The sequence below is a fragment of the Mesorhizobium sp. IMUNJ 23232 genome, assembly GCF_044326205.1.
In the GTDB taxonomy this organism is placed as follows: domain Bacteria; phylum Pseudomonadota; class Alphaproteobacteria; order Rhizobiales; family Rhizobiaceae; genus Kumtagia.
On the sequence record NZ_JBIRCY010000011.1, the window covers coordinates 84,309 to 110,057 of the forward strand.

The 25,749-nt window shown below is 61.9% G+C and carries 29 protein-coding genes; 16 read left to right on the plus strand and 13 right to left on the minus strand.

Annotated elements, in window-relative coordinates; genetic code table 11:
- Nucleotides 1-276: 276 nt before the first annotated feature.
- Both ACH196_RS10740 and ACH196_RS10745 read right to left on the minus strand, forming a co-directional pair.
- Nucleotides 277-552, minus strand: a complete 276-nt coding sequence (locus ACH196_RS10740; protein WP_396646882.1) for a DUF6894 family protein — start codon at nucleotides 550-552, stop codon at nucleotides 277-279.
- Nucleotides 553-889: 337 nt separating this feature from the next.
- The gene (locus ACH196_RS10745; RefSeq protein WP_396646883.1) at nucleotides 890-1,651 is read right to left on the minus strand and encodes a KilA-N domain-containing protein; all 762 of its coding nucleotides are present in this window, start codon (nucleotides 1,649-1,651) and stop codon (nucleotides 890-892) included.
- Nucleotides 1,652-2,069: 418 nt separating this feature from the next.
- Between ACH196_RS10745 and ACH196_RS10750 the strand changes: the two genes are divergently transcribed.
- Nucleotides 2,070-2,993: an ATP-dependent DNA ligase gene (locus ACH196_RS10750; protein WP_396646884.1), complete on the plus strand. Its 924-nt coding sequence runs from the start codon at nucleotides 2,070-2,072 to the stop codon at nucleotides 2,991-2,993.
- A gap of 232 nt (nucleotides 2,994-3,225) precedes the next feature.
- On the opposite strand, the gene ACH196_RS10755 is transcribed toward ACH196_RS10750, so the two are convergent.
- Together ACH196_RS10755 and ACH196_RS10760 are read right to left on the minus strand one after the other, a co-directional pair.
- Nucleotides 3,226-3,432 carry a DUF3606 domain-containing protein gene (locus tag ACH196_RS10755; RefSeq protein ID WP_396646885.1) on the minus strand — a complete coding sequence of 69 codons (207 nt, stop codon included), beginning with the start codon at nucleotides 3,430-3,432 and terminating at the stop codon, nucleotides 3,226-3,228.
- Nucleotides 3,433-3,551: 119 nt separating this feature from the next.
- Nucleotides 3,552-4,013, minus strand: coding sequence for a hypothetical protein (locus ACH196_RS10760; RefSeq protein ID WP_396646886.1), 462 nt, complete (start codon nucleotides 4,011-4,013; stop codon nucleotides 3,552-3,554).
- A gap of 924 nt (nucleotides 4,014-4,937) precedes the next feature.
- Between ACH196_RS10760 and ACH196_RS10765 the strand changes: the two genes are divergently transcribed.
- The 3 genes from ACH196_RS10765 to ACH196_RS10775 are packed head-to-tail and all read left to right on the plus strand — an operon-like array spanning nucleotide 4,938 to nucleotide 6,048.
- The gene (locus ACH196_RS10765; protein WP_396646887.1) at nucleotides 4,938-5,525 is read left to right on the plus strand and encodes a hypothetical protein; all 588 of its coding nucleotides are present in this window, start codon (nucleotides 4,938-4,940) and stop codon (nucleotides 5,523-5,525) included.
- On the plus strand, nucleotides 5,522-5,860 hold the full coding sequence (locus ACH196_RS10770) for a hypothetical protein (RefSeq protein WP_396646888.1): 339 nt from the start codon (nucleotides 5,522-5,524) through the stop codon (nucleotides 5,858-5,860). The genes ACH196_RS10765 and ACH196_RS10770 overlap by 4 nt, the downstream gene beginning before the upstream one ends.
- A complete protein-coding gene (locus ACH196_RS10775; RefSeq protein ID WP_396646889.1) occupies nucleotides 5,857-6,048 on the plus strand; it encodes a hypothetical protein in 192 nt (63 codons plus the stop codon). Before ACH196_RS10770 ends, ACH196_RS10775 begins: the two co-directional genes overlap by 4 nt.
- A gap of 24 nt (nucleotides 6,049-6,072) precedes the next feature.
- Here the strand turns inward: ACH196_RS10775 and ACH196_RS10780 are convergent, their stop codons facing one another.
- Together ACH196_RS10780 and ACH196_RS10785 are read right to left on the minus strand one after the other, a co-directional pair.
- On the minus strand, nucleotides 6,073-6,249 hold the full coding sequence (locus ACH196_RS10780; protein WP_396646890.1) for an Rmf/CrpP family protein: 177 nt from the start codon (nucleotides 6,247-6,249) through the stop codon (nucleotides 6,073-6,075).
- 132 nt (nucleotides 6,250-6,381) lie between these two features.
- Nucleotides 6,382-6,951 (minus strand): cytochrome P460 family protein, encoded by a 570-nt coding sequence (locus ACH196_RS10785; RefSeq protein WP_396646891.1) that lies wholly within the window; start codon nucleotides 6,949-6,951, stop codon nucleotides 6,382-6,384.
- A gap of 342 nt (nucleotides 6,952-7,293) precedes the next feature.
- Here ACH196_RS10785 and ACH196_RS10790 point away from each other — a divergent pair, with 342 nt between their 5' ends.
- From ACH196_RS10790 to ACH196_RS10825, 8 genes are all read left to right on the plus strand, one after another.
- Nucleotides 7,294-7,563, plus strand: a complete 270-nt coding sequence (locus ACH196_RS10790) for a hypothetical protein (protein WP_396646892.1) — start codon at nucleotides 7,294-7,296, stop codon at nucleotides 7,561-7,563.
- The gene (locus ACH196_RS10795) at nucleotides 7,563-7,823 is read left to right on the plus strand and encodes a DUF982 domain-containing protein (RefSeq protein ID WP_396646893.1); all 261 of its coding nucleotides are present in this window, start codon (nucleotides 7,563-7,565) and stop codon (nucleotides 7,821-7,823) included. Before ACH196_RS10790 ends, ACH196_RS10795 begins: the two co-directional genes overlap by 1 nt.
- Nucleotides 7,824-8,497: 674 nt before the next feature.
- Nucleotides 8,498-9,082, plus strand: a complete 585-nt coding sequence (gene rplU / locus ACH196_RS10800; protein WP_396646894.1) for a 50S ribosomal protein L21 — start codon at nucleotides 8,498-8,500, stop codon at nucleotides 9,080-9,082.
- An 80-nt stretch (nucleotides 9,083-9,162) separates the two neighbouring features.
- Nucleotides 9,163-9,432, plus strand: a complete 270-nt coding sequence (gene rpmA / locus ACH196_RS10805) for a 50S ribosomal protein L27 (RefSeq protein WP_396646895.1) — start codon at nucleotides 9,163-9,165, stop codon at nucleotides 9,430-9,432.
- A 118-nt stretch (nucleotides 9,433-9,550) separates the two neighbouring features.
- On the plus strand, nucleotides 9,551-10,138 hold the full coding sequence (locus tag ACH196_RS10810; protein WP_396646896.1) for a GNAT family N-acetyltransferase: 588 nt from the start codon (nucleotides 9,551-9,553) through the stop codon (nucleotides 10,136-10,138).
- A 180-nt stretch (nucleotides 10,139-10,318) separates the two neighbouring features.
- Nucleotides 10,319-11,353, plus strand: coding sequence for a GTPase ObgE (gene obgE / locus ACH196_RS10815; RefSeq protein WP_396646897.1), 1,035 nt, complete (start codon nucleotides 10,319-10,321; stop codon nucleotides 11,351-11,353).
- Between the two features lie 46 nt (nucleotides 11,354-11,399).
- Nucleotides 11,400-12,536, plus strand: a complete 1,137-nt coding sequence (proB, locus tag ACH196_RS10820) for a glutamate 5-kinase (protein ID WP_396646898.1) — start codon at nucleotides 11,400-11,402, stop codon at nucleotides 12,534-12,536.
- A gap of 22 nt (nucleotides 12,537-12,558) precedes the next feature.
- Complete coding sequence (locus tag ACH196_RS10825) at nucleotides 12,559-12,921, plus strand: hypothetical protein (RefSeq protein WP_396646899.1); 363 nt, start codon at nucleotides 12,559-12,561, stop codon at nucleotides 12,919-12,921.
- 37 nt (nucleotides 12,922-12,958) lie between these two features.
- Here ACH196_RS10825 and ACH196_RS10830 read toward each other — a convergent pair whose 3' ends face one another.
- Complete coding sequence (locus ACH196_RS10830; RefSeq protein ID WP_396646900.1) at nucleotides 12,959-13,405, minus strand: hypothetical protein; 447 nt, start codon at nucleotides 13,403-13,405, stop codon at nucleotides 12,959-12,961.
- Between the two features lie 89 nt (nucleotides 13,406-13,494).
- Between ACH196_RS10830 and ACH196_RS10835 the strand changes: the two genes are divergently transcribed.
- Together ACH196_RS10835 and ACH196_RS10840 are read left to right on the plus strand one after the other, a co-directional pair.
- A complete protein-coding gene (locus tag ACH196_RS10835; RefSeq protein ID WP_396646901.1) occupies nucleotides 13,495-14,778 on the plus strand; it encodes a glutamate-5-semialdehyde dehydrogenase in 1,284 nt (427 codons plus the stop codon).
- Nucleotides 14,779-14,878: 100 nt separating this feature from the next.
- Complete coding sequence (locus ACH196_RS10840; RefSeq protein ID WP_396646964.1) at nucleotides 14,879-15,475, plus strand: nicotinate-nucleotide adenylyltransferase; 597 nt, start codon at nucleotides 14,879-14,881, stop codon at nucleotides 15,473-15,475.
- Nucleotides 15,476-15,763: 288 nt separating this feature from the next.
- Here the strand turns inward: ACH196_RS10840 and ACH196_RS10845 are convergent, their stop codons facing one another.
- The 3 genes from ACH196_RS10845 to ACH196_RS10855 all read right to left on the minus strand — a co-directional run bounded on the left by ACH196_RS10845 (nucleotide 15,764) and on the right by ACH196_RS10855 (nucleotide 22,268).
- Nucleotides 15,764-18,661, minus strand: a complete 2,898-nt coding sequence (locus ACH196_RS10845) for a S8 family serine peptidase (RefSeq protein WP_396646902.1) — start codon at nucleotides 18,659-18,661, stop codon at nucleotides 15,764-15,766.
- 148 nt (nucleotides 18,662-18,809) lie between these two features.
- Entirely contained in the window at nucleotides 18,810-20,978 is a 2,169-nt protein-coding gene (locus ACH196_RS10850; RefSeq protein WP_396646903.1) for a hypothetical protein, read from the minus strand.
- A 393-nt stretch (nucleotides 20,979-21,371) separates the two neighbouring features.
- Nucleotides 21,372-22,268 carry a mechanosensitive ion channel family protein gene (locus ACH196_RS10855; protein ID WP_396646904.1) on the minus strand — a complete coding sequence of 299 codons (897 nt, stop codon included), beginning with the start codon at nucleotides 22,266-22,268 and terminating at the stop codon, nucleotides 21,372-21,374.
- Nucleotides 22,269-22,516: 248 nt separating this feature from the next.
- Here ACH196_RS10855 and rsfS point away from each other — a divergent pair, with 248 nt between their 5' ends.
- A complete protein-coding gene (gene rsfS, locus ACH196_RS10860) occupies nucleotides 22,517-22,894 on the plus strand; it encodes a ribosome silencing factor (protein ID WP_396646905.1) in 378 nt (125 codons plus the stop codon).
- 75 nt (nucleotides 22,895-22,969) lie between these two features.
- Complete coding sequence (gene rlmH / locus ACH196_RS10865; RefSeq protein WP_396646906.1) at nucleotides 22,970-23,452, plus strand: 23S rRNA (pseudouridine(1915)-N(3))-methyltransferase RlmH; 483 nt, start codon at nucleotides 22,970-22,972, stop codon at nucleotides 23,450-23,452.
- 32 nt (nucleotides 23,453-23,484) lie between these two features.
- Here rlmH and ACH196_RS10870 read toward each other — a convergent pair whose 3' ends face one another.
- From ACH196_RS10870 to alr, 3 genes are all read right to left on the minus strand, one after another.
- Nucleotides 23,485-23,982, minus strand: a complete 498-nt coding sequence (locus ACH196_RS10870; RefSeq protein WP_396646965.1) for an RES family NAD+ phosphorylase — start codon at nucleotides 23,980-23,982, stop codon at nucleotides 23,485-23,487.
- Between the two features lie 8 nt (nucleotides 23,983-23,990).
- The gene (locus ACH196_RS10875) at nucleotides 23,991-24,341 is read right to left on the minus strand and encodes an MbcA/ParS/Xre antitoxin family protein (RefSeq protein ID WP_396646907.1); all 351 of its coding nucleotides are present in this window, start codon (nucleotides 24,339-24,341) and stop codon (nucleotides 23,991-23,993) included.
- 232 nt (nucleotides 24,342-24,573) lie between these two features.
- Nucleotides 24,574-25,710 (minus strand): alanine racemase, encoded by a 1,137-nt coding sequence (gene alr / locus ACH196_RS10880; RefSeq protein WP_396646908.1) that lies wholly within the window; start codon nucleotides 25,708-25,710, stop codon nucleotides 24,574-24,576.
- Between the last annotated feature and the right edge of the window lie 39 nt (nucleotides 25,711-25,749).

Consider the following 25,749-nt stretch of genomic DNA (forward strand, 5'->3'; position numbering starts at 1 on the left):
GCAATCTATGGACCGGTAAATGAATGGTTATCCGCAAGACAGCCGCTGCCGCAGAGCATCATAGATGCGCCTGACGACCTCGCCCTTCCTCCTGCGATCACGGGCACTGAAATCTTGGTGGCCCTCGCCGGGCCATGTCTCCCGCCATTTGAGGAGAAGCGTCGTCGTCATTGTCGGCATCATATACGCATGAGGATGCGGCGCTGGTGAAAATTTGTGCGTGACGCGCGCTGCTACCTACGCTAAGTTCGGCACTGGATTTCTTCCGCCTACCCATTACGCACCTCCTGACCCCGTCTCCCAGGCGGGGTTTTTGTTTTTGAGCCAGTCCGCCTTGAATTTCAGATCGGCGGTGAAAATATAGTCACCGCTCTCGGGGCGCACCTTCACCCAAAAGTCGCGCTGCGTCCCGTCCGGAAGCTCGTCATGGGCGATCTCGGGCAGGGCTGCGACTGCATGATCTGCCACCATGTCCTCGTGGTCGAGATCAATGCCGATATCGTCGTGGGAGATAGCCTCCCCGTCAAACACGTCGAAAAAGTAGCGGGGCATGCAGCACCTCCGATACCGGAGGAAAACTACGGAGCGGGCGGGGAGGTTCCGGATGGTGGCGCGTCGTTGATAGTCAGCCCCGAAGCTCCGGCCTCGGGGCTGACTTTTATGCGGCGTGATTATTTTTTACCGTACGGGCTTTGGTTCGTAGGCTTCAGCGACACGCCGGTCTCACTCGCCTTCGCATAGACCGCGTCCGGGGTTCGTTGAAGCTTCAGGGCGATAACCCGTGTCGGGGTGTTCCCCCTCGCGAGTTCCTGAAGCTTCTGCTCCTGGGCAGATGACCATGGCTTTCCGTGGTTCTTTGGGGTTTTCGCCATATCTCTCTCTCCTATGTTTAGGCTGCTGCCGGCTTCGGCAGCAATTTCGGAAGGAACTCCAGCGCTGCGTTGTCACGGCCCTGGAAGTAGGCAATTGCCCGATGGGGAAGCCACTCCTCGCGGAAATGCCTTCGCCAATCGGCAAGTAGCCTCTCGGGATATGCCTTCGCCTGGATGCGACGGCCGTCCTCGTATGTGTGCCAGTATTTGGGAAGGGTATCGGTATCCACGCCCTTGGAGCGCAGCCACTTGCAGAACATAAGGCCATGAGAGATGTCGGGCACCATGTGCTCTGGAAGGGTGTAGCCCATGATTTCAAGCGGCGCGATCAGTGCCTGGGTTAGCTCTGTCAGGATGGAGAAGTGGCCCGCCGGGACGTTCTGATGGTTCGCCACGTATCGCCTTAGATGGTATGGCATCTCCGCCCTAGCCGGCCTGCCCTTGCCGGACATCCACTCGTACACCCATTGGCTGAGCTTGACGGCGAACTCGGCCGAACACCACTGAGCAAGGTGGATAGCTACGTGGGGGTGTACCCACGTTCCTTGTAGGCGGGGGTCGCCACCCCTCACCACCTGAGCTAGGTCCGTTATGGGAATCCCCATTTCGGTACTCAGGGCCTGTAGGAAGGCTGCTGTAGTCCGCAACCTGCCGTAGTCGGCCCAGAGCTTTCCCGAGGCCTGGCACATGGCCGTGGCGTTGATGTACCCGTCTTCCGGGCGTTGGTAGATGATGGTCCCCTGTGCCTTGTGGGGTATGAGGTCAAAGTGCTGTTGCATAGTAGTGGCCCTCCTTGGGCCAATGGTCTATGCGGTAGGGGTGGCACTTAGCCCTTGACATGGGAGGTGTACTTCCCACATGTACCGAGACGTGATCACGCCCACCGCGAGGTGGTAACTACTGGCCCGGCGATGCTGCAAACATCGACCGGGCCGCTCCATTTCACCGTCCTTAACGTTCGGTAAACCTCGATCATATCGGTGGACGATCCGATTCGATCAAGTGGGACGCGCAACTTTTCTGCGCATAGCCGGCCATTTTTGGAATAAAAGACTCGGCTGCACTCGGGAGTATGGCCCTTATTGTCGACCGTAAACACTAAATATAGGCTAACCACACTTTTCCGGCCACTTTTCCCGCGCCTGAATCACCTTCCGTTCACCTAGCCTAAATTATTTTTGCTCCTAGACTCTCGGTGTGCGTAAGCGTTCCGCGTCCGGGCTCAGCTTCATTGAGCCCATGTTGCCAACTCTCGTTGATGATGCTCCGGAGGGTGACGATTGGATTCGGGAAGTCAAATTTGACGGCTACCGGTCTCAGCTCGTCAAGGAATTCGACAAGACGCGCATTTTCACTCGGAACGGGTTCGATTGGTCGGCCAAGTACGCGCCCCTGATCAAGGCTGCCGCCGGCATCGACGCGGTCGACGCTATCATCGACGGCGAGATCATCGTCTTCGATCTGCTGGGAAAGCCGAACTTCAAGGCACTGCGGAGCGCAATCACGCGGGAGCCCGGCAAACTCGTATTCATCGCTTTCGATCTCCTTCACCTGAGCGGCCACGATCTGCGCGGCATGGCCGTGGAGGACCGGCGTGCGCTGCTCGCTGACCTGATCGAAGAAAGCGACACGGGCGGGCGGTTTCAATTCAGCGCGGCGGTCGAGGGCACAGCCGAACAGGTCTATCGCGCGATCGACGGGCAAGGTTTGGAGGGCATGGTCTCCAAGCGCATGGGCTCGCCCTATGAAAGCGGCAGGGTCACGTCCTGGCTCAAGGTGAAGTGCTACGATGAAGGCGATTTCAAAATCGTCGGCGTCCAGCGAGAGCGCGGCAAGCCGGCAATGGCATTGATGGCGGATGGTGCCGGCAAGTATGTGGGCGGGGCCTTCGTCACCCTGCCCCAGGGCATTCGCAAGCGCCTATGGGATAGGGTGCAAGCCAAAGCCGGCGCGACGCCGCCGAAGGGGCTGGCGAAGGAAAAAGCCGAGTGGGTAAAGCCCGGCCTGGTGGCCCGCGTCAAGTTCCTCAAGGGCGAACAAAAGCTTCGTCACGCCACCGTCAAGAGTTTCCGCGAGGGTAAACTCCGCGGCGGCTCGGCGTCGGGTCTTCGTGAAGAGTGAGGTCTTCGAACAAATCGTTCCAGTGCTTCAGGCCGTCCAGTACGTCTTCGTCGCTCATCATTGTCTCGATAGCTGCCGATGAAACGGAGGACATCAGACTTGCCGCCGGCTCGCTCAATCACTTGGTAGAGTGTCTGCGGGGTGGTGGTGTCCATAGCCGCGATCTCGGCGTTTGTAACGCCCAACAGGCGCAGGCTCCGTTCCACTTCTCGCACGATATCGGCCTGGGCGTTCATGCCCCCGGCCTGCTCGTTTGGGCCTTGAGCTTCTCTGCCTCGCGCTCGATCACGTCACGGTCGTTGCCGAAACGCTCAATCAGGTCGCGCACCTGGTCGGTGGAAAGGCCGAACTTACTTGCGACATAGCCAACCTCCCACTCCTGATCGCCTGCCACCTGCGATCGGTCGCGGTTGTCCTGCTTACGGGGGTCATCTGACATCGTGTTCCTCCTGAGACCGGGAAGAACTGTCAGGTTCGACGGAGGTTCCGTCTGCTCCGCTCTGGCCGCCGGGTGAACAGGCGAGATGATGGCCCTTGTCGAGCCATGTTGATTCCCTCTTACAGAACGATGAAGCGCTTATAGTGGCGCTGTTGCATCCGTAAGAATCTCACAGCCGCTTCAGTCGCCCATATCTCGTCAATCCGCATGGGTTCGTGTGTCCGATAGCTAAACTCAACAAAGCCACGTTTGCGAAGTCGCTCGGTCGTGGTTGGACCAGCTCCCCTAACTTCATTTATGGAAAAGCGCTTGCCTTCGTTTGCTGCAATGAAGCTGAGGACTTGCTCCTCATATCTGCTCAACGGCTCATCCATCCCCTGAGCCTTCTTTAGTTCATGCAAACTTTCCTGATAAAGTCCGTCGTCGAATTCGGGCACGTGTTCTCGGGAAAGGGGGCCGTCGTCAGGAACCAAACGCACCACCACTTCACCAATCTTGATCTCAGCGACAAACCCGGCTTTCGCAGCGCCTTTGCAGATTGCTGTTACTTGGCGAGCAGAAATATCCAGCTTTCGGGTCATGGGATGGCATTGGTCAAGGGCTAGGTTCAGTTCCCATCCTTCATCGCGACTGGCCTGGGCCGTCCGTGCCGAAAATGATAGCTAGAGATGAAGTATTGCCGCCGGCCGACCCTCGAAAGCGCCAAATCAAGCTGTCGGTAATGATCCCCTGAGAACATCGAAACGACCGTATGCATCACGGTGTTCGGCACGACGATGACGCCTTCAAAACCACCTTTGATCCGCCATAGTTCACCAACGTGCTCCAATTGCAATTTTGGTGGAGGCACCGTCAAGCACCGTACCGTTATATCTAAAGGGGCTGTCGCTGGCTTTAGCAGCGTCGTCCCAAATAAGGAAAGCCCGTCATCTTCTGAAGCCGGTTCTGTCCCTTCAAACAGGGGCACCGAGAGATAATATTCCCACTCCCATCGCGTCAGCTCGACCTCTAACCATAAGTCTGGGTCAGGCCGTTTCCTGATCTTCGGAATTCCCCGTGTCATGATCTATTCGCCAGTCTGAGCGTTCGACGCAGCTCGGAAGCGCCTTCGCGCCCGTCCCGCTTTACCTGGTACCGATCGCACAAGCCATCTTCCCCTTAGGGGAAGGTGCTTGACGTTTTCAGCGAACAGGAACAGCATGTCCGTGGGCGTGATAACCCGGACCGAGATAGACCGCATATTCCCTGGCAGGAATTGCCCTGGCGCCTGGCAGCGTTGGGCAGCGGTTGAATGAACGTGCGACTTGGCGGTCGCGCGACCCGACCAATATGGCCGGGGGCGAACGCCATGTCCAGAGCCGCGAGGCTTAAAATCGTTCGGCCTGTCTCTCGGCAGGTTATCACCCCCCGGCTGTCGGTCCGCCACCGATGAAAGGCGCATAATTCCACACCAGAATTTTGCTCCGCCGGCCGTGATAAGCCGGTTCGAACCGAGAGAGACCAACATGACTATCGGAGGACAACTTACCCGGCGGGCCATGCTCGCCAGCACGCCCGCGCTCGCCGTGGCCGTCGCCACGCCTGCCGCTGCTTCTGCAAGCGACAACTTTTCGCTTGCAGAAACCGTCGAGGCAAATCCCTTAGACCGCGTTATCCGCATCTCGCGGGAACTGTCACAAGCGCTCGCCGACTGGAACGACGCATTAGGCGGTAGCGGGCCATGGGTGGCGCGCATCTATCCGAAGGGCAGTCGGGAATATCCCATTGGGTTCGAGGACAGCAGTGTGTGTGGGCCGTCCCTGGCGATCATGAAGCTTTTCGATGAGTGGGATGCGCTCTATCGGTACACCTACCATCTTGAATGCCCCGACGACGAAATGGACGGCTATACGGATCGGATGCTTGAGCTTGAGCGTCAGATTGTAGCGTTGCCGGCCAGCACCGCAGTCGACCTCGCCGCGAAGATCGTCGCACTCACGGGTTACGGGGTTTACGAATTCAGCCCCGACGCGCGCCCAAACATTGCGACGTGGACCGAACTGGAGCGGCTAGTCGGGCGCACCAGCCCGGAACGAGAAGGGGGCGTGTCATGAGCGACAAACCCAAGCCGCTCGAATATGCCCGGCTATATCTCGACGCGCCTCCGCCCGGCTGGCACGCCCTTGGCCCACACCTTGCCGGCGACGGCGAGCCGAAAGGGCAATGGCTGGTGTTGATGGTCGACGTTCCTTACGACGATCTGAAAACCTGCATCTGCCGAACCGCGTGGCTGTTCGTCCATCCTGATGAATACAGGCCGCAATGGGGACGGATTGCGCAAGAGGCGTGGGTGCGCGTTCCGGGGAACCATCGAAGCGAAAAATCAGCATGGGAGGCATTCAACGCGATGCTCCCCGATGACGAGCCTGCGGCTGAGGTGGCGGCGTGACCTATCTCGCAATCGCCGCCGGCATCGGCATTGCCTTTGCATTCGGCTTCCTGCTCGGCGACCGGCGGGGCGTCAAGCAGGCCAACGAGGTGCTGGACGCAAACAACCGCGTGCTGCTCCAGGCCATCGGAGACAGCGTGAGGGCGCCGGTGGACGGCGAGGAGGAGCAGCGGCCAATGCTGCACTAGCATGTCGCCAAGTTGGCGACTTGATCAGCCCGGCTTCCGAGCGGTGGCCGGGCTTTTCCTATAGTCGTCCAGGCAGATAACACTGTCCTCAAAATCAACGGTTTCGGACTCATCCCAGCCGCGTGTCCAGTCTCGACGTGCATCAGTATCGACCGCGTACGGGCACGCGGATCTTGGCAGTCCGCGACAGTAGGCGTCCACGCCTTCCTCTTTGCACTCGCTGCCCCTGCCGCCACGCCTCGCCCATCCACGCAAGATAGGACCAACGTGCTTTGCGTCAACTGTTAGCCAGCCTGCGGAGACGTGGGGGGCATTGTTGACCCTGCCTCGGACCTACCTTTTGCCATAGGCAGTGAAAATGAAATCCGTGGCCTCTGCGGCTTGATGGCAAGCTGCACCGCACTTGGCGTCGTTTTCCTGCAAAGCGGTATTGGGTGCGAACGTGTCGGAGGCGGGATCAAAATCAAACTGCGCATAGCCCCATCCGCCAGTTTCGGAGAAACGGCTGCCGTCCTTCACCATGCAACCGACACTGGCCAAAGTGTCGGGGACCTTAACATCAAACGGCGCCTGCGGATGCTGCTTCGGCTTCCACAATATTTTGACGATCTTCGAGCCGTCTGGGAAAGGCTTGCCATTGACCGGAATGCCTGCCCTGTAGGCATCGATCATCACCGTATTGGCGACGATCACATTGATTTTTTCGTTGGGGTCTGATTCATCGCCCATTGCAGAGTCAGCATGGCTGACCGCCACCGCCGGCCAATCATCATAGCCCCTGCACTCTGAAAGTGCGAGGCCGCCCGGAACTTGCACGGTATACTTGTCCTGCGCAGCAAGTGCGAGGCTACCCAAGACGACCAAAATGCCGCAACCAGCGAACAGCTTAGATGAAGTCCTCATGCTATTTCCCTCCGTTGCATTTTCAAAAATTGCGAAATCATCGCTCGACGAGCAACTCAGCGTGGGCGCAACGTAGCGCTTGCTGCCTGAATACGATCCGGACGCGAGCCGTCGAAGCTTAAACAAAATGAGTGAACGGAATATCTCATCAGATTTCAGGCTAGTCTATCAGGGAGTGGATGAATTCTTAAATGTATGCACTTTTTAGTTGTGATAAGTTGCAGCCAGTGGCAGCGGCAACGTGAGGCTCGATCAACGCTGCAACGACTCACCTGCTTGCGCATTGATTCGCTCGAAGTCGAGTGAGTGTTGCGTATGTGGGCCAAAGGGGAAGGCATTCGCGTGTCCGCACCGGCAATCCGCCGGACGTCATCGACTCGCCCTTCGATCTCCGAACACCTTCGCCAGCGTGCCGCTGTTGCCGATCTCAAAGAGCGTCAGCGTGTCCGCATAATCAGTCAGCGCTTTGCAGAGGGCGAGATGAAGTCGGCGCGGGTGCGTGTCGGCGGGAACTATTACGAAGTGCGCCCGATCGACCTCGCCCTGCTTCAGAAAGGCCGTTCACCCGAATGGCTGGGTTTGGAGCCTATCCCTGAAAATGAGGAAGTCTGATGGCAAAACATCGCGGCTGGTGGGACCAGCCCGTGACAGTGATGCTTGGAAACAGCGTGGCGGTCCTCCATGTGAACAACAACCTCCAAGCCGCCGACATCCTCTTGCACAAATGGCCTGTGAAGCGAGGCGCAAAGCAACGCGCGGCACGTGAGGCGGTTATGGAGGCCATGGAGAATGCGCATGACCGCATGGCGCTTGCCAAGGCTCAGAAGGCGTTCGCCGAGGCCGCGAAAGAGGCGGACATCCTGATTGAGTGAATGTCAGGAACCGCCTGAACATCATGAGAACACGCTGCTACCATCTTGCTACCGAACTTGGTAGCACGCAACGGGACGAGACGGTACATAAGCGTCGATAAATCGTCCAAGTCACTGAAAACACGGCACTAGGCAGGATGAGGCGGGACAGGCCGGTACGGCTCTAACCGCATTTCGAGTGCGGTGCATTCAACCACTCTGCCACCTCTCCGCGGGGCGTGGTCCGCCTTTCGGCGCGGCACTAGATAACGGCAGGCATTCAAGGTTACAAGGCCCTATCTGCGACAGGACGCGCCAGCCGGCGCAGTATTTACGGCTCCCCGGGAAAGCGCGCCGGTAGCCTGTCCGAATGGAAGCAGCAGCGAGCCTGGACGGCAGGTCGCTCGGCTGCCGTCGGCGCCGCAAGCATCGTCTTCCTCTTGAACGGGTGAATGCGCCAAAGCGCCAGCTACCCCGCAGGAGATGTGTGCGAAGGACGCTAGACCGAAAGCGGCATCACGCCAAATCTGGCCGCTTCGCCTTGACTCCGCACGATGCTTCGGTTACGGACGGCGCAATTCCGGCGCGGGGTCTTCTCCGCGCTGGTTTTCGTTTGAACCCTCAAGACTGATAAAAAGACGGCCAGACCGCCTCGCGGCGTTCGAAAGGCCGGACCGAACAGCGAAAGGCTAAAAATGTTCGCAGTCATCAAGACGGGTGGCAAGCAGTATCGCGTTGCCGCCAATGATGTCATCAAGATCGACAAGCTCGACGGCAATGCCGGCGATATCGTGGAATTCGGCCAGGTCCTGGCTTTCGGCGAAGGCGACAGCGCCACCTTCGGTGTCCCCTTCGTGGAAGGCGCGATGGTGACCGCGGAAGTGCTCAAGCAGGGCCGCGCCGCCACCGTCATCGCCTTCAAGAAGCGTCGTCGCCAGAATTCGCGCCGCAAGCGCGGCCAGCGCCAGCACGAGACGACGGTGCGCATCGCCGAGATTCTGACCGGCGGCGCAAAGCCTTCGAAGCAGGCCAAGGCAGCGCCGCAAGCGGCCACCGCCGTTCCGCTGTTCACGGCTCCGGCCGGCGAGCCGGACGATCTGGTGGTGATCAAGGGCATCGGCCCGGTCGCCGCCGGCCAGTTGAAGGAGCAGGGCATCACCACCTTCGCCCAGGTCGCCGCCTTCACCGACGAGGACATCGCCCGTATCGACGCGGCCATGCCCTTCAGCGCCGACCAGATCAAGGACTGGCGCGAGCAGGCCAAGGAACTGGCGAAATAATCGCCAAGAGAGCTTTCGGCGGCGCGCGAAGCGCCCTACAATGAGATCAAGCGCTTCGAACGGGCGCAAAGGAGTTAGAAATGGCACACAAAAAGGCTGGCGGTTCGACGCGCAACGGTCGCGATTCGGAATCCAAGCGCCTCGGCGTGAAGAAGTTCGGCAGCGAGGCCGTCATTGCCGGCAACATCATCGTGCGTCAGCGCGGCACCAAGTGGCATCCCGGCGTCAATGTCGGCATGGGCACCGATCATACGCTTTTTGCGCTGCAAGCCGGCGTGGTCGCTTTTAACAAGAAATCCAACGGACGAACCTACGTATCGGTCAACCCGATCGCCGAAGCCGCGGAATAGCCGGATCCGCACCACAACACCGGCGCCCCATCTCGGGAACCGGTGTCTGGCGCAGCCAGCAAAAGGATCAGGGGAGATGGGTCGCCATCTCCCCTTTTTCTTTGCCTGGAGGACTGACATGGTTGCCGAAAAGGAAGACCGCGAAGACGAAAGTCTGGCGATAGACCGCCCCGTCCTGGTTACCGAGCGCCTTGTGCTACGCCGGCCACGCGACAGTGATATTCCGGCGTTGGCAGCGCTTGCCGACAACCGGCACGTCGCCGAGATGCTGGCGCGCATGCCGCACCCCTATGGTGAGGCCGAGGCCCGCGCCTTCCTTGCCATGGCAGCCAACCGCCGCGCCGGTGCCGTCTATGCGCTGACGCTGGCCGGCACCGGCAGTTTCATCGGCTGTGCCGGGTTGAACGTCACCGACCGCGGGCTGGAGCTGGGCTACTGGATCGGCGAGCCGTTCTGGAGGCAGGGCTTTGCCACCGAGGCCGCGCACGCGCTGGTCGACCTCGCCTTCGACGCTACCGCCATCAACGTGCTGCATGCCTCCTGCCGGGTCATCAATCCTGCGTCGCGCCGCGTCATCCACAAATGCGGCTTCCAGTATGCCGGCCAGGGCATGATGCACTCGCAGGTCGCCGGCCAGGTGCCGATCGAGCGCTACCGGCTCGACCGGCGGACCTGGGCGAGTTTGCGGAACTGGGCGCGGAGCTGAGTTCGATATCCTGGGGCAGTTACTCAATTCCGGGTGGCTTCGCCGAATGCGGCCGCCGCAAAGCCCGGAATTGAGTAACTGCCCCAGGATTTCCGGCTCGTACAGCGCCGTTTCCACACTCGCGCCAACCAAAACTATGCGATAGAGCAGGCCGACAGAAAGTCGCCACCGAAAGACAAGATGAAATTTCTCGACCAGGCCAAAGTCTACATCCGCTCCGGCGACGGCGGCGCCGGCGCGTTGTCGTTCCGGCGTGAAAAATTCATCGAGTTCGGCGGCCCGGACGGCGGCGACGGCGGGCGCGGCGGCGACGTCTGGCTGGAAGCCGTCGACGGGCTGAACACGCTGATCGACTATCGCTACCAGCAGCATTTCCGCGCCAAGACCGGCGTGCATGGCATGGGCCGCAACATGACCGGCGCCAAGGGCGCCGACGTGACGCTGAAGGTGCCGGCCGGCACCCAGGTCTTCGAGGAGGACAACGAGACGCTGATCTGCGACCTGACCGTCGTCGGCCAAAAATTCCTGCTCGCCAAGGGCGGCAATGGCGGCTTCGGCAACCAGCATTTCAAGACATCGACCAACCAGGCGCCACGCCGCGCCAATCCCGGCCTGCCGGGCGAGGAGCGCACCATCTGGCTCAGGCTGAAGCTGATCGCCGACGCCGGCCTGGTCGGCATGCCCAATGCCGGCAAGTCGACCTTTCTCGCCGCGGTCACCGCGGCAAAACCGAAGATCGCCGACTATCCCTTCACCACCCTTCATCCGGGACTGGGCGTCGCCCGCATCGATGCGCGCGAGTTCGTCATCGCCGACATTCCCGGCCTGATCGAGGGCGCGCATGAAGGCGTCGGCATCGGCGACCGTTTTCTGGGCCATGTCGAGCGTACGCGAGTTCTGCTGCATCTGGTTTCGGCACAGGAAGAGCATCCTGGAAAAGCCTATAAGACGGTGCGCGGCGAACTGGAGGCTTACGGCAACGGGCTTGCCGAGAAGCCGGAGATCGTGGCGTTGAGCCAGGCCGACACGCTGGATGCGGATACGCGCAAGAAGAAGGTGGCCGCCTTGAAGCGCGCCGCCGGCCGCGCGCCGCTGGTCCTTTCATCCGTTACAGGCGAAGGCGTCGAGGCGGCGCTACGGGCGCTGATGGCCGAGATCGAGGGCGCTCGCGAGGCAGGCGCGCCCACTGTGTCGGATGTGCGGTGGCAGGGGTAGATTTGCAGATGGCGTCGTCGGCATTCCGCGAATCGGCGAGGGCTTCATGACCGCCCTTTCCCTCAAATCCTACCGCCGCATCACGGTAAAAATCGGCTCGGCACTGCTGGTCGACCGCGAAAGCGGGCTGAAGCGCGGCTGGCTGGATTCGCTCGCCGACGACGTCGCCGATCTTGCAAAAGGTGGAGCCGAGATCCTGGTCGTCTCGTCGGGCGCTATCGCGCTTGGCCGCACCATCCTGTCGCTGGGAAAGCGCGTGCTGAAACTGGAGGAAAGCCAGGCCGCAGCCGCAGTCGGCCAGATCGCGCTGGCCAGCGCTTGGTCGGAATCGCTCGGGCGACATGGCCTGCGCTCAGGTCAGATCCTGCTGACGCTTGGCGACACCGAGGAGCGCCGCCGCTACCTGAACGCCCGCGCCACCATCTCGAAGCTCCTGGAATTCAAGGCGATACCGGTCATCAACGAGAACGACACGGTCGCCACCACGGAAATACGCTACGGCGACAATGACCGGCTTGCGGCGCGGGTCGCCACCATGATGGGCGGCGACCTGCTGGTCCTGCTCTCCGACATTGACGGACTCTATACGGCGCCCCCTGCCCGCGATCCGAACGCGAAATTCATTCCGGTGGTCGACCGCATCACGCCGGAGATCGAGGCGATGGCGGGCGCCGCGGCCAGCGAATTGTCGCGCGGCGGCATGCGCACAAAACTCGACGCCGGCAAGATCGCGACGCTTGCCGGCACCGCGATGATCATCACGTCGGGCACGCGGCAAAACCCACTGAAAGCCATCGATCACGGCGAACGCGCCACCTTCTTCCGGCAGAGCGCCAATCCGGTGAAGGGCTACAAGACCTGGATCGCCGGACAACTCGAGCCGGCCGGCCGCCTCACCATCGATACCGGCGCGGTCGGCGCGCTGATGTCGGGAAAATCGCTGCTGCCGGCGGGCGTGAAGCTGGTGAGCGGCGCTTTTTCGCGTGGCGACACGGTAGCCATCCTCGATCCGGACGGCCGCGAGATCGCGCGCGGGCTGGTCGCCTATGATGCCTCTGACGCGGTGCGCATTGCCGGGCTGAAGACCGCCGAAATTGCCGAGCGGCTCGGCTACGAGGCGCGCTCGGCGATGGTGCATCGCGACGATCTGGTGATTTCCATGGCGCGGGCGGCTGCCGTCTAGGAAGCGCTTTTTGGGGGGACCGATGCCGCAATGGGGAAGGAACGCATCGCTGGCCGACATTCCGGCGCAGCCGCGCCGCTACGGCCGCTGGTCGATCCTTTTCGCGCTGGCCTCGCTGCTGCTGGTCGGTGCGGCCATCGGCGTCTTCTTCGCGCTTTCCGACGGCGGCTCCGAGGGAAGCGCAAACGCGGCCGCGCTGGCGTTGGGTATCGTCTACTTCCTGGTCGCGCCGATCCTGCACGTTATCGGCATCGTCTTCGGCTTCGTCGGCATCGCCCGCGATGACAGCAGGTTTTCCGCGGTCGTCGGCATCCTGCTCAACATCCTGCTTGTCTTGATCGGCGCCGGCCTCGCCTATGCCGGCACGCGGGGAGCGGCATATTGATCTATCTGAGAGATTCCTCCCAAACAAAACCGCGTTCCTATTGGTTATATCTTTTCAGGACCTCTTGACGCTCATTCAGCAGATCGGAGCATCCCCCAAGCTCTTGCTCCATCATCGCCACGACCTCCTGCTTAGTATGAGACTTTATCTCGGGAAAAACGAGTTCGAGGACTTCTTGCCGCTGCTTAGGGTTGGCAATTAGGCCCTCCTTCACTCCTGCTTCAGCCTCAAGTTTGGACCGAGGGCCGCATCCGTGCGCCAGTTCGACGACAACGAACACTTTCGCCAGCGGTTCAGGTTTCGCTCCGCAATATTCTTCGGCTAATAGATACCGCGCCATCATAGACATCATCATCATGACCTTGCCGTCCGGGCTCTCGCCAAGTTCGATTTTGTCGTCGCAATAGTCGGGGCTTCCGGCCCGCGCTTGGGTCAACGCGCAGAAAATTATCAAGGCAGCCACAAAGACCTTTGCCGTAAACATCCTGCCCTCCTGATGCCGCAGCACTGAAATTCCGTTGCTCCGCGAATGCGGCAAATGGTACAGCCAAACTTATTGTCGGAACGAAGGTTATGCTGAACAAGGCGGACAACAGCAAATCGGTGCAGGAAACGATGGCCGAGATCGGCCGCAAGGGGCGCGCCGCCGCGCGGCCATTGGCGCTCGCGCCGGCGGAGCAGAAGAACGACGCGCTGATCGCCATGGCCGACGCCATTTTGCGCGACGAGCAAAAGATCCTCGACGCCAACGCCATCGACCTGAAAAACGGCGAGGAATCAAAGCTTTCGCCGGCCATGATGGACCGTCTCAAACTGACGCCCGCCCGCATGAACGGGATGGCGGAGGGCGTGCGGGCCATTGCCAGTTTACGCGATCCCGTTGGCGACGTGATTGCCGAGTGGGACCGGCCGAACGGGCTGCATATCGAGCGTGTGCGCACCCCGCTCGGCGTCATTGGCGTGATCTACGAAAGCCGGCCCAACGTGACGGCCGATGCCGGCGCGCTTTGCCTGAAAGCCGGTAACCCCGTGATTTTGCGGGGCGGTTCGGATTCGCTGAACTCTTCCGCGGCGATCCATGCGGCCATGGTCGAGGGATTGAAATCGGCCGGCCTGCCGAAGGATGCGATCCAGCTTGTGCCGGTCACCGACCGGGCCGCTGTCGGCGAGATGCTGAAGGGGCTTGGCGGAAACCTCGACGTGATCGTGCCGCGCGGCGGCAAGAGCCTTGTGGCTCGGATGCAGTCTGAAGCCAGGGTGCCGGTCTTTGCGCATCTCGAAGGACTTTGCCATGTCTACGTCGATAAGTCGGCGAAACTCGACATGGCTATCCCGTTGGTTGTGAACGCAAAAATGCGGCGCACCGGCATCTGCGGCTCGGCGGAAACGCTGCTGATCGACCGGGCGATGGCGGACGCCTGCGTTGTGCCGATCCTGACCGCGCTCGCTGAGGCCGGATGCGAAATCCGAGCGGATTCAGAGACTTGCGCGCTTTACCCGGCAGCAAAACCGGCAACCGAGGAGGACTGGGCGACCGAATATCTCGACGCGATCATTTCGGTAAAACTGGTGGACGGCATTTCCGGGGCGATCGAGCACATCGAACAATGGTCATCGCACCACACCGAAGCGATAATTGCCGAGGATAATCAGGTGGTTGAGCGGTTCTTCAACGAGGTCGACTCGGCCATCCTGCTGCACAATGCCTCGACCCAATTCGCCGATGGCGGCGAGTTCGGCTTCGGCGGCGAGATCGGCATTTCGACGGGAAAGATGCATGCACGCGGGCCGGTGGGCGTCGAGCAGCTTACCTCGTTCAAGTACCGGGTGCGCGGTACGGGCCAGCTAAGGCCTTGACCGCAAACGCAAATTGAACATCGCTTCGCGCCCTCCCCCGCCACCCACCGGCCATCTTGCCCGCGAGGGCGCAGCGCCGGTCGCGGACTTTTACCTCCGGATGCCGCATGTCGAAAAGGGCATGCAGGTGGGCCTGTTCGGCGGGTCGTTCAATCCGCCGCATGCCGGCCACGCGCTGGTCGCCGAGATCGCGCTGCGCAGGCTTGGGCTCGACCAGTTGTGGTGGATGGTGACGCCCGGCAACCCATTGAAAAACAAGAACGAACTCCTGCCGCTCGGCGAGCGGATAAAACGTTCCGAACAGGTCGCGGGCAACCCGAAAGTCAAGGTGACGGCGTTCGAGGCAAGGCAGAATTTCCGTTATACGGCCGACACGCTGGCTTACATAAAAGCCCGCAATCCGGGCGTCGATTTCGTCTGGATCATGGGCGCCGACAATCTGCGGGACTTCCACCGCTGGCAGCGCTGGCGGCAAATTGTCCTTACTTTTCCGATAGCTGTGGTCGACCGGCCGGGCTCGACGCTGGCGTTTTTGTCATCCGTCGTAGCGAGAACCTTCGATTATGCGCGGGTCGACGAGGCCGACGCGCCGAGGCTGGCGCGGATGAAAGCACCCGCCTGGACCTTCATCCACGGGCCGCGCTCGCTCCTGTCATCGACGGCGATGCGGGCGCGAAAAAGCAAGGAAAAACAATAGGGACGGATGCTGACGCGCACCATGTCATGCTTGGAAGACCGCGTGAAATCAAGCGCTTGCGCGGAGTGGCGGGAGGAAATGCGCCAACAAGCATGACATTACCCCTCCATAAGGCGGACCAACGGCCGTTTTTTTCCGACAATAGCCTGACATCCGGTCGAAAATCACCCTTACGGACCGGACATATCCGACGATGTCGCTTTTGGCGCATCGACACGACCGCTGCCAAGCGCGAACGCGCCGCCCACTGGCGCGAGATGACCACCCTCGGCGAGGGCGTCCATCAAATCAGATCACCAGGAAATCCGCCGCCGTGATCGCCGGCTTGCTGGTGAGCAGGGCGAACTGGATGGCGGCGCCGGCGCCGTTTGCATCCGCGTCGTAGAACAGCTTTCCGGTGCCGGTCTGGTAGACGATGTGGTCGTTGGAGTCCTCAGCCGTGCCGGTGGCGTTGGCGCGGAAATAGCCGGACAGCAGCGCGCCGGTCCTGACCAGGGCGGTGAAGATCGCGTCGTCGAGCTGGATGGTGTCGTCCGCGGTCGAGAAGTCGGTAATCGTATCGATGTTGGCGGTGGCACCAAGCGCCGTGTTGAAGGTGAAATTGTCCTTGCCCGCACCGCCGGTAAGCGTGTCGTTGCCCAACAGCCCCTTCAGCGTATCGTCGCCATCCTTTCCGTCGAGGATGTTGGCGCTGGCGTTGCCGACCACCTCCTGGGCGAGTTCGTTGCCGGTGAGGTCGATACCGGCGGTGCCCGAGGTGCCGTTGGTGGCCAGCCGCTCGACATGGGCGCCGACGCCGAGCACATAGTCGACCGCCGCCATCACCAGGTCGGCGGCGCCCTGCGCGGAGGATTCGAGGATGATCGTCGCTGCACTGTAGACGAGGTAGGTATCGTCGCCGCCCAGGCCGCGCAGCAGGTCGCCGGCGCCGCCGCCGTCCTTCAGCGTGTTTTGCCCGGCATTGCCGATAATCGTCTGGGCGAATTCATTGCCGGTGAGGTCGATGGCGCGCGTGCCGGTGGAGCCGTTGGTGGTCATCATCTCGACGCCGATTCCGGCTTTCAGCACATAGTCCACGGCCGCCGTCACCCGATCCGCCGTGCCTTCCGCTGCCCCTTCGACGATCACATCGCCGGCATTGAACACCCGGTACGTGTCATTGCCGCCAAGCCCCTTCATCACATCGGCCGCGCCCTTGCCGCCGTCGTGCAGGACATTGTCGCCGGCATTGCCGATGATCGTCTGGGCCAAGGCGTTGCCGGTAAGGTTGATCGCCGCAAGGCCGGCAATCGACGTGGTGCGCAGCGCCTCCACGGCGGAACCTTGCGCGAGCGCATAACTGATATTGGCGACGACCCGGTCGCTGCCCTGTCCAGCCTTCTCGAACACACCGTCGCCCGCGCCGTTGACGTAGTAGATGTCGTTGCCGCGCCCGCCATGCAGCGCATTGTCGGCGGCGTTGGCGCGGAGGATGTCGTCGCCGTCGCCGGTCACCGCGTTCTCGACTGTCGTGCCCGCGGAGATTTCGACGAACTGCCCGCCGTCCAGCGTCGAGGATTTTCCCGGGCGCAGATCGAGCACGATATCGCCGCTGACCGCGGCCATATTCAGCCAGTCCACGCCCGAATCGCTGTCGGAGACGAGTCGGCGCGACGCATCGAGCGCGGCCATATCAGCGAATTCGTCGGTGAAATGATAAACGTCGTCTGCACCGCCGGCGTGGCCGTAGATGCCGAACGTCACGTCCGCGAGTTGCCCGGCATTGCCGGAGCTGTGCGAGACCCGGATCGACCAGTCGCCCTGCGCAGCCACGTTGCGCAGCCCCTCGACGCCGAACCGCCAGGTCACGCCGCCGTAGTTGATGGAAGGGCTGTCATAATAAAGCAGCGGATGGACCGAGCCGTCGGGTCCGATCAGCTCGGCATTCAGCGCCGGAAAGCTGGAATCGACGAAGTGCAGCGTGACGTCGACCCGCTCGACGATGAGGTCTGAGGTCAGCGCCAGTGTGTAGGTGGACGGCTGGTTGGTGATCGCCAGGTTGGCGGTGCCGGAGACTTCGGTGTAAGCCTCGTTCGCCGAGGTGCGCGGCGCGCCGAACAGTTCCCACGCCTCGGCCATACGCACGGCGTTGTAGGCGTTGACAACGCCGTAGCCGTAACTGACGTTGAAGTGCAGGCCGCCGCCGTTCCAGGTGTCGGCGCCGTTGACCACCCAGGCGCCGTTCTCGAAACCGGTGCTTCCAGCGCCGATGGCGCTGCCCGTGTGGGTCGCCGACAGCGCGAGAATGTCGCGCACGTCCCGCCAGCCCAGATTCTTGTTGGCATCCAGCATCAGCGCCGCCACGCCCGACACCACCGGCGCGGCTCCCGAAGTGCCGCCGAAGCGATTGGTGTAGTCGTTGTCGCCGCCGCCGTCCCAGTTCCATCCCTCCTCGCCTAGAATGTCGACGGTGACCATGTTGTAGCCGGCGGGCGCCGAGACCAGGACATTGGCGCCGTGGTTGGAATAGTCGGCGGCGAAACCGTCCTCCGTGACCGATCCGACCACGATGGCGTGCCGCGAGACGTTCAGCCCGATGCTCTGGGCGCTCCAGTAGTCGTTGCCGGATCCCTTGACGACGATCGTTCCGAGCCCGCCGCGGCCGTTCTCGGCTAAATCCTCCCATATTCCTGCGATGACGGAGTCGACGGTCTCAGGCCGGATTATGTTGTGGGTGTAATGAAAGGACGAGCGAAAGGTCCAGCTATTGTTGACTACGTCGAGTAGCGCGCCTTGGGCGAGCGCCGCGAAGAGGCCGGTCTGCGTGCCCATGTTGAGGTAGAGCGCGGTAGCGGGATTGAAGATGTCGAAGCCGGTCAGGCTTGCATCCGGCGCCACGCCCACGGAACCTTTTCCGTCCATCGCCGCGGCAATCACGCCCGCGACATGGGTGCCATGCTCGGTGCCGTGCGGGTTGCCATCCTTGGCGGGGCCGGTATAGGCGGCGTCGTAAACCTCCCCCTCGAAGACGAGGTGCTTGCTCGGGTCGTAGTTCGCGGCAAGCTCGGGATGAGTGTACTGGATGGCGCTGTCATAGATGCCGACCGAGACGCCGGCGCCTGTGTAGTCGTCCCACACCGTCGACATGTCGCCGATCAATGCGAGATGCCATTGCTCGTCGAAAAGCGGATCGCTCGGATAAGGCACGCTTCCCCCGCACACTTGGCCCTGCATGACGCAAACGGCCCGACGCGAGACCGGTCATCCCTCGCCAGGCTGCCAGCGAATTAGGCACATGCCGGTGGATTGTTCAACGGGAATCGCGCCATGATGGCGTTTCGTGCGGGTCGCAATCTTAGATCACCGTGAAGTCCGCCGCGGTGATCGTCGGATGTCCGTTGAGCAGCGCGAACTGGATGGCCGCGCCGGCGCCGTTGGCGTCTGCATCGTAGAACAGTTTTCCGGTGTCGGTCTCGTAGACGATGAAGTCGTTGACGTCCTGCGCGGTGCCGGTGGCGTTGGCGCGGAAGAAGCCGGATGCCAGCGCGCCGGTTGCCGTCAGCGCGGCGAAGACCGCGTTTTCCAGCCGGATCGTGTCTGCCGCGACGTTGAAGTCGGTGATCGTGTCGACATTGGTCGCGCCGTCGAGCGCCGTGGTGAAAGTGAAATAGTCCGTGCCACTGCCGCCGGACAGCGTGTCGGAGCCGCCCTTACCGTCGATGAGGTTGGTTCCGGCATTGCCGACGATCTTCTGGACGAACTCGTTGCCGGTGAGATTGATGCCGGTGGTGCCGGTGGAGCTGGTGGTCTGCATCTGCTCGACAGAGACGCCGGTGCCGAGCTTGTAGTCGACGGCGGCCAAAACCCTGTCGGCGGTGCCTTGCCCGCCGGCCTCGGCGATGGTCGTGGCCGAAGCGTAGACGAGATAGGTGTCGTTGTCGCCCAGCCCGCGCAACAGGTCGCCGGCGCCGCCGCCGTCCTTCAGCGTGTTGACACCAGCATTGCCGATGATCTCCTGGCGCAGCGCATTGCCGGTCAGGTTGATCGCTGCGGTCGCCACCGTGTCCCTGGTGGTCAAAAGCTCGACCTCCGAATTGGCGGTCAACACATAGTTGACGGTACTCAGGACCTTGTCGAAGCCGCCGCCGGCCGCCTCGGTCACCTTGTCGCCGGCGTTTTCGACGTAACAGGTGTCGCCGCCGGCGCCGCCGGCCATCGAGTCGGCGCCACCACCGCCATTGATGAGGTCGTCGCCGCCGAGGCCCGAAATGTTGTCCGCTCCACTCCCTCCGATCAAAAAGTCGGCCGCGCTGGAGGCGAACAGCGAGACGCGGAAGACATCCGTCGTGTTGTTGCTGTCGCCGGCGGTCAGGTTGGAGGCGGTGCTGTAGAACGTCACATAACGGCCGTCGGCCGAGATATCGGCGCCGTAGGAATCACCGTTGGAGAAGCCGCCAAAACCGGTAATCGAAAGCATGACGATCGAACCGGTGACCATGTCGCGAAGAAAGACATCGCTCTTTCCGTTCAAGTCGCCGCCCACCAGGTTATCGGCAACGCTGTCAAACACAACATAGCGGCCGTTGGCCGAGATGTCGGCATGACCGCTGTCGCCGTCGCCCTGTATGTCGCCGGCGGGGGCCGAGACGATTTTCGTCGTGCCCGCCACCGTGTCGCGGACGAAAATCTGGTCGTGACCGCTGCTCGGACCGGCAATGAGGTTCGATGCCTCGCTGGTAAAGACGACATAGCGGCCGTTGTCGGAAACGACGGCATCGAAGCTGTAGCCATTCGTCTGGCCGTCCGCATCGGTCAGCGACACGCGGGCCAGCGTTCCCGTTGCCATGTCGCGCAGGAAGATGTCCGATACGCCGTTGTCGTCGTTGCCGTCCAGATCGAGCAGATTGGTCGCATCGCTCCGGAAGACGACGTAACGGCCGTCATGCGAGATATCGCCGAAAACCGAGAATCCGTTGGCCGGCACCCCGGTAATCGGCAGCGACGCGTTCTCGGTCTGCTGCGTCCGAAGGTCGTAGCGGTAGACGTTTTGGTCTTGCCAATAAACGACGTAGCGCCCATCCCCGCTCATCTGGGGATCACCAAGGGTTGCGCCGCCGGGAACGATCTGGGGGATGCTGATCGTCGTGCCCGAGGCCATGTCGCGCACATAGATGGTGTCGGTCGAGCTGGGCGTTTCACCCTCAACGAAGTAGCCAGGCTCGCCGACGAAGCAGACGAAGCGGCCGTCGTCGGAAACCGACGAATTGCCACCGCCGGTGTTGGCGGGAGTCCCGTTGAAACCCATGGTGACGAGCGTCGTCGTGCCGGTCAGCGTGTCGCGCAGGTAGACATGGGTAAAGTCGCCGTTGCTGCCGCCGGTCGGGTCCAGCGTGGTCGAGGCGCTGGTGAAGGTTATGACGCGGCCGTCGCCGGAAATATCAGGAGAGATCGAAGCGATGTTGCCCGGCCTGCCGGTGGTGGAGATCGAGATGCGGCTCATGCTGGTGATGTTGTAGGCGACCATGATGTTCCTCGACGGATGCGGTCAGAGTTGAGAACGTGGAGCAAAAAGGGCGGGCGACTGTTGTTTGCCGGCGGAATTTTTTCAAAAACAGGCTAACGCAGGTTCAAATGTTCCGCAATATTAACCATCATGGGTATGAAACAACTGTTTCGAAACTTATCCGGAAGCCTCTCGGCGGATTAAATCCTCATCCTTGTTGGATAAATAGCGACACAGCGCTGCGGATTTTAAACGATGACTTCGGCCGGTAATGAGAATGCATTCGGTCCCGTAGCAACGCGCCTTGGCGAGGCGGAGTAATTGCCGGACGGATTGCTCCGAAACCAGCCGCCTTCGGTGCACGCATCGAGGATGCGGATGAAGCGTGCATACAGTACGGTCGATGCGGGTGGCCTATTGCCGGGTCTGGCGCGCCGCCGCGCGCGGCGTTTCTCGGACCTCCTCATAGTCCGGCTCGACTGCCGGCGGCGCCGGCTGCGGATCGGGAAAGCCGATGCCCTTGGCGGCAAGCCTTGTCCTGGCGAGTTTCGTCAGGTCGAGTTTTGTGCGGAAGAAATCGGTGTCCGAGGTCCAGTAGCGCAGCACCATCTGTATGGACGCGTCGTTAAGTGCGTTGACGAAGGCAAGCGGCGCCGGCTGTTTTTTCACGCGGGCATCGGCGCCTGCAAGCTCGGTCAGCATGCGCTGGGCCGTGTCGATGTCGTCGCCATATCCTATGTTGACCGTCACGTCGTTGCGGCGGACCCGGTTGCGGGTAGAATTGCGCACCGGTTCGTTCCACAGCTTCGAGTTGGGCGCGAGGATGTAGGTGCCGTCGGCGGCCCTCAGCTTGGTGGCGAACAGGCCGATCTCCTCCACGTCGCCGGCGACCGCGCCGACCTCGATCGATTCGCCGATACGGAACGGGCGGAGCACCAGCAGCATGATGCCGGCCGCGATGTTCTGCAGCGTGCCTTGCAGCGCCAGTCCGATGGCGAGGCCGATCGCGCCGATCGCCGCGATGATCGACGCCGTCTGCACGCCGAACTGGCCGAGCACCATGACCAGGACGAGCAGCAGCACCGCGTAACGCGCCGTGGTCGCGAAGAAATGGCGCAGCGTCTGGTCAAAGCCGGGCACCCTACCGAGACCCGCGGAAATGCCGCGCTCGATCAACCCGGCGATGACGTAGCCGATGATGATCAGCATGACCGCGCCCAAGACCGAGAAGGAATAGGCAATCGCCAGTGCCCACACGGCGTCAAAACCCGTGCCGATCGTCGCCAATGCGTCCTGCGTCACGCCGTCCATCATCCTGCCTCCGTTTGCCGCAATTCGACCGAAACTTGCGGGCGGCGGATGCGTTCCCCACGGAGCCATTGTTTGCGCCCCGCGCATACCCCATCCCGCATCGCAAGAAATCGGGTGGCGAAGGTGTCTTGAAACCTTCACCCTGCTGCGCCTATCTTCACAGTATCCGCTGATTTGGCGGATCACTAGTTGTTCTTGTCGCGAAAGGAAAGACACTGAGAACAGCACTACGGAAGAAGGCATATCCAATGCCTTCGCCGGCCGGGATCAGCGGATATGACTCCGTGTCCCGCGCCCTCGAAACAGTCCTTGCCAGTCTTGATGACTCCAAGGCCGAAAACATCGTCTCAATCGACATTCAGGGAAAGTCCAGCCTCGCCGACCACATGGTCGTGGCCTCGGGGCGGTCGCACCGTCACGTGGCGGCCGTCGCGGACCACCTGCTGACGGCGCTCAAGGACGCCGGCTTCGGCAATGCCCGCGTCGAGGGCTTGACCGGCGCCGACTGGGTGCTGATCGATTCGGGCGACATCATCGTGCATGTCTTCCGCCCCGAGGTCCGCGAATTCTACAATCTCGAAAAGATGTGGCAGACGCCGGACTTGGACGAAGAGACCCTGCATTGACGCAGCAGGCGGACGCGCCGTCATGAGCTGACGCAGTCTGGCGGCAGCCGGCTTTCGCCTGTAAGGCGGAACGCCATGAAAATATCGATCCATGCCGTGGGCCGCATGAAGGCCGGCCCCGAGAAGGAACTGGCCGCGCGCTATCTCGACCGCTTTGCAAAGAGCGGGCCGGGGATCGGCCTCGAATTCTTCGGCCTGACCGAGATCGCCGAGAGCCGTGCGGCGAGCGCCGCCGAGCGCGGACGCGAGGAAGCCGACCGGCTGCTTGCCTTTGTCGATGACAAGGCGGCGCTCATCCTGCTCGACGAGCGCGGCAGGAATTTTTCATCGCCGCAATTCGCGGAGAAACTGGGCGCGCTGCGCGACGAGGGCAGGCGGCAGGCGGTTTTCGCCATTGGCGGGCCGGACGGCCATGACGAGCGCCTGCGCGAGCGGGCAGCACTGGTGTGGTCACTCAGTGCGCTGACCTGGCCGCACCAGATGGTGCGCATCATGCTGGCGGAGCAGCTTTATCGGGCGACGACGATTCTTTCAGGGCACCCGTATCATCGGGTGTGAGTTGGAAGGCGATTTGTTCGCCCAACACGGTTCTATCGCGACAGCCGATTCTCGTCGTCGACCAGGACGAGCCTCGATGGAGCATGCTCGCCCCAATGCCAAAGAACAAGGTTCAGATCGTCAACGGTCGAACCGGGTGCGAAACTCCTGACGAGCAGACCGTTGTAGCCTGCTGCGATAAGTCTACGGGCGAAGGCCTGCGTTTTCGCTTCTCCGGTCGTCTTCATCTGATCGCGCCATGTCGTGTCGCCGAGCGCGGCCATGTCCATACCTGCGCCGACGATCGCCGCCTCGTCCCGGCTGTCGAAGACATCGACGATTTCGGCGTCGTATGAGACCAGTGTCGTGGGCTGAAGATTACCGACCTGGTTTACCTCCCTCAGCGCTGCCATGACCGACAGTGACAAATAGAGCGCCGGTACGCCTTTCGGATTGAACCGTCCTCCATAAAGTTCGGCCCCCCGTCCCGACAGCGGTTCGCGCGCATAGACTGGATTGAGCGCCCGGTAGAGCTTTCCTGCGAACCGGATCGCCACGGTCAGGCGTAAACGCCGGCATCGACCGCGTCGATATAGTCGAGCACCTCATCGACCCGACCGGTACGCACCAGTTGCATGGCAGTCTGTCCTGAGAAACCGGGTAGCGGCTCGGACCGATACCACGCATAGGCCATGAGAGCCGTTCCGAAGCGCGGTTCGACCTTGTTGAGAACCTCGACCATTTCGCGCAGCCGCCGCTGCGTCCTGTCCGACCGCACCCTGTCCTTACGCTGCACGGCATCCTTGCCGAGCCCGGCCGTGCGCGCAACCTCCTCACTGGTCGTGCGAAGGGCATTCGCGATCTTGCGCGGCGCGAACATGCCTTCTTCGGCGTATTGGGCGAGCCCCATCCGTTATCTCCAGTTCAAAATGCCTATCATACTGACGCAAGATAGCGTCAAAATGCGCGGCATTCAATTGGTTCACCAATCCTACCGAGCAATCCCTCGGGAGAATTACCCCTCTCGACCCTTTTGGAGTTGGGGGCGGAGCCTCTTGCGATTGCCATGATGGACACTGCAGGTCCTTTTCTTACAGCCAACTCGCTTGCTGAAGATTTGACGGCGAAATCCGCGCCCACCCTCACCCATCCATATACACGCGATGGAAGCGGTGCCTGAGACTGGTCAGCACCTCGTAGCCGATCGTGCCGGCCTGCGCCGCGACCTCGTCGACGCTCTGGTGCGGGCCGATGAGTTCGACGAGCGTGCCGGGCGCCAGCGACCCGGGTGGCAGCGCGGAAATATCCAGAATGATCGAATCCATCGACACGCGGCCGACAAAGGGAAGCCTTTTGCCGGCAAAGAAGGCGAACGAGGCGGCGCGGCGGTGCCATCCGTCGGCATAACCCAGCGAGATTGTCGCAAGCCGCATCGGGTCGACCGCCTTCGCAGCGTGGCCGTAGCCGATGCCGGCGCCGGCGGCAATTTCGCGCGTCTGGATAACCTTCGCCTCGAGCTTGACCACCGGCCGCATCGGGTTGGATTTGCCGGGCACCGGGTTGGAGCCGTAGAGCGCGCAGCCCGGCCGCGCGAGGTCGAAATGGTTTTCAACATCGAGAAAGACGCCCGGTGAATTGTCGAGCGAGCGCGCCGCCGCCGGCAGCTTTCGCGCCAGCGCCTCGAAGGCCGCCCGTTGTTCCGCATTGGACGCTTCGCGAGGCTCGTCCGCGCGGGCGAAATGGCTCATCACCAGCTTCAGATCGATACCGTCGAAGGCATGCGGGTCGGCGGCGACCCGCTCCACCTCCTCGGGCGGCATGCCGAGCCGGGCCATGCCGCTGTCGACCTGCACCGCCGCCGGCAAGGTTTTGCCGGAGCGCACGGCTTCCGTCCGCCAGGCGGCAAGCTGCGCCTCGCTGTTGATGACGGGAACGAGGCCGGCCGCCACGCAAAATTCCTCTGAGCCGGGCGGCAGGCCATTGAGGACAAAAATCTCCGGCACAGCGCCAAGGATTTTCCGCAGCGCAATGCCTTCGCCGAGATGCGCGACGAAAAAGGTGTCGCAGCCTTCCTCGGCCAGCGCTGGCGCGACCCTGTCCGCGCCGAGCCCGTAGGCATCGGCCTTGACCACAGCGGCGCAACGCGCGCCGCCAAGCTTGCCCTTGAGTAGCCGGTAGTTGGCGCGGATGGCGCCGAGGTCGATGGTGAGCACCGCGCCTGCCTCGGCGAGCGCCGCAGCGTCGCTAGCCCGATCGGCCTGTTCTTCGCGCTTCGTCATGGCTCAGTTTTCGTTGGTCGAAAAAGGATCGGGAAATGA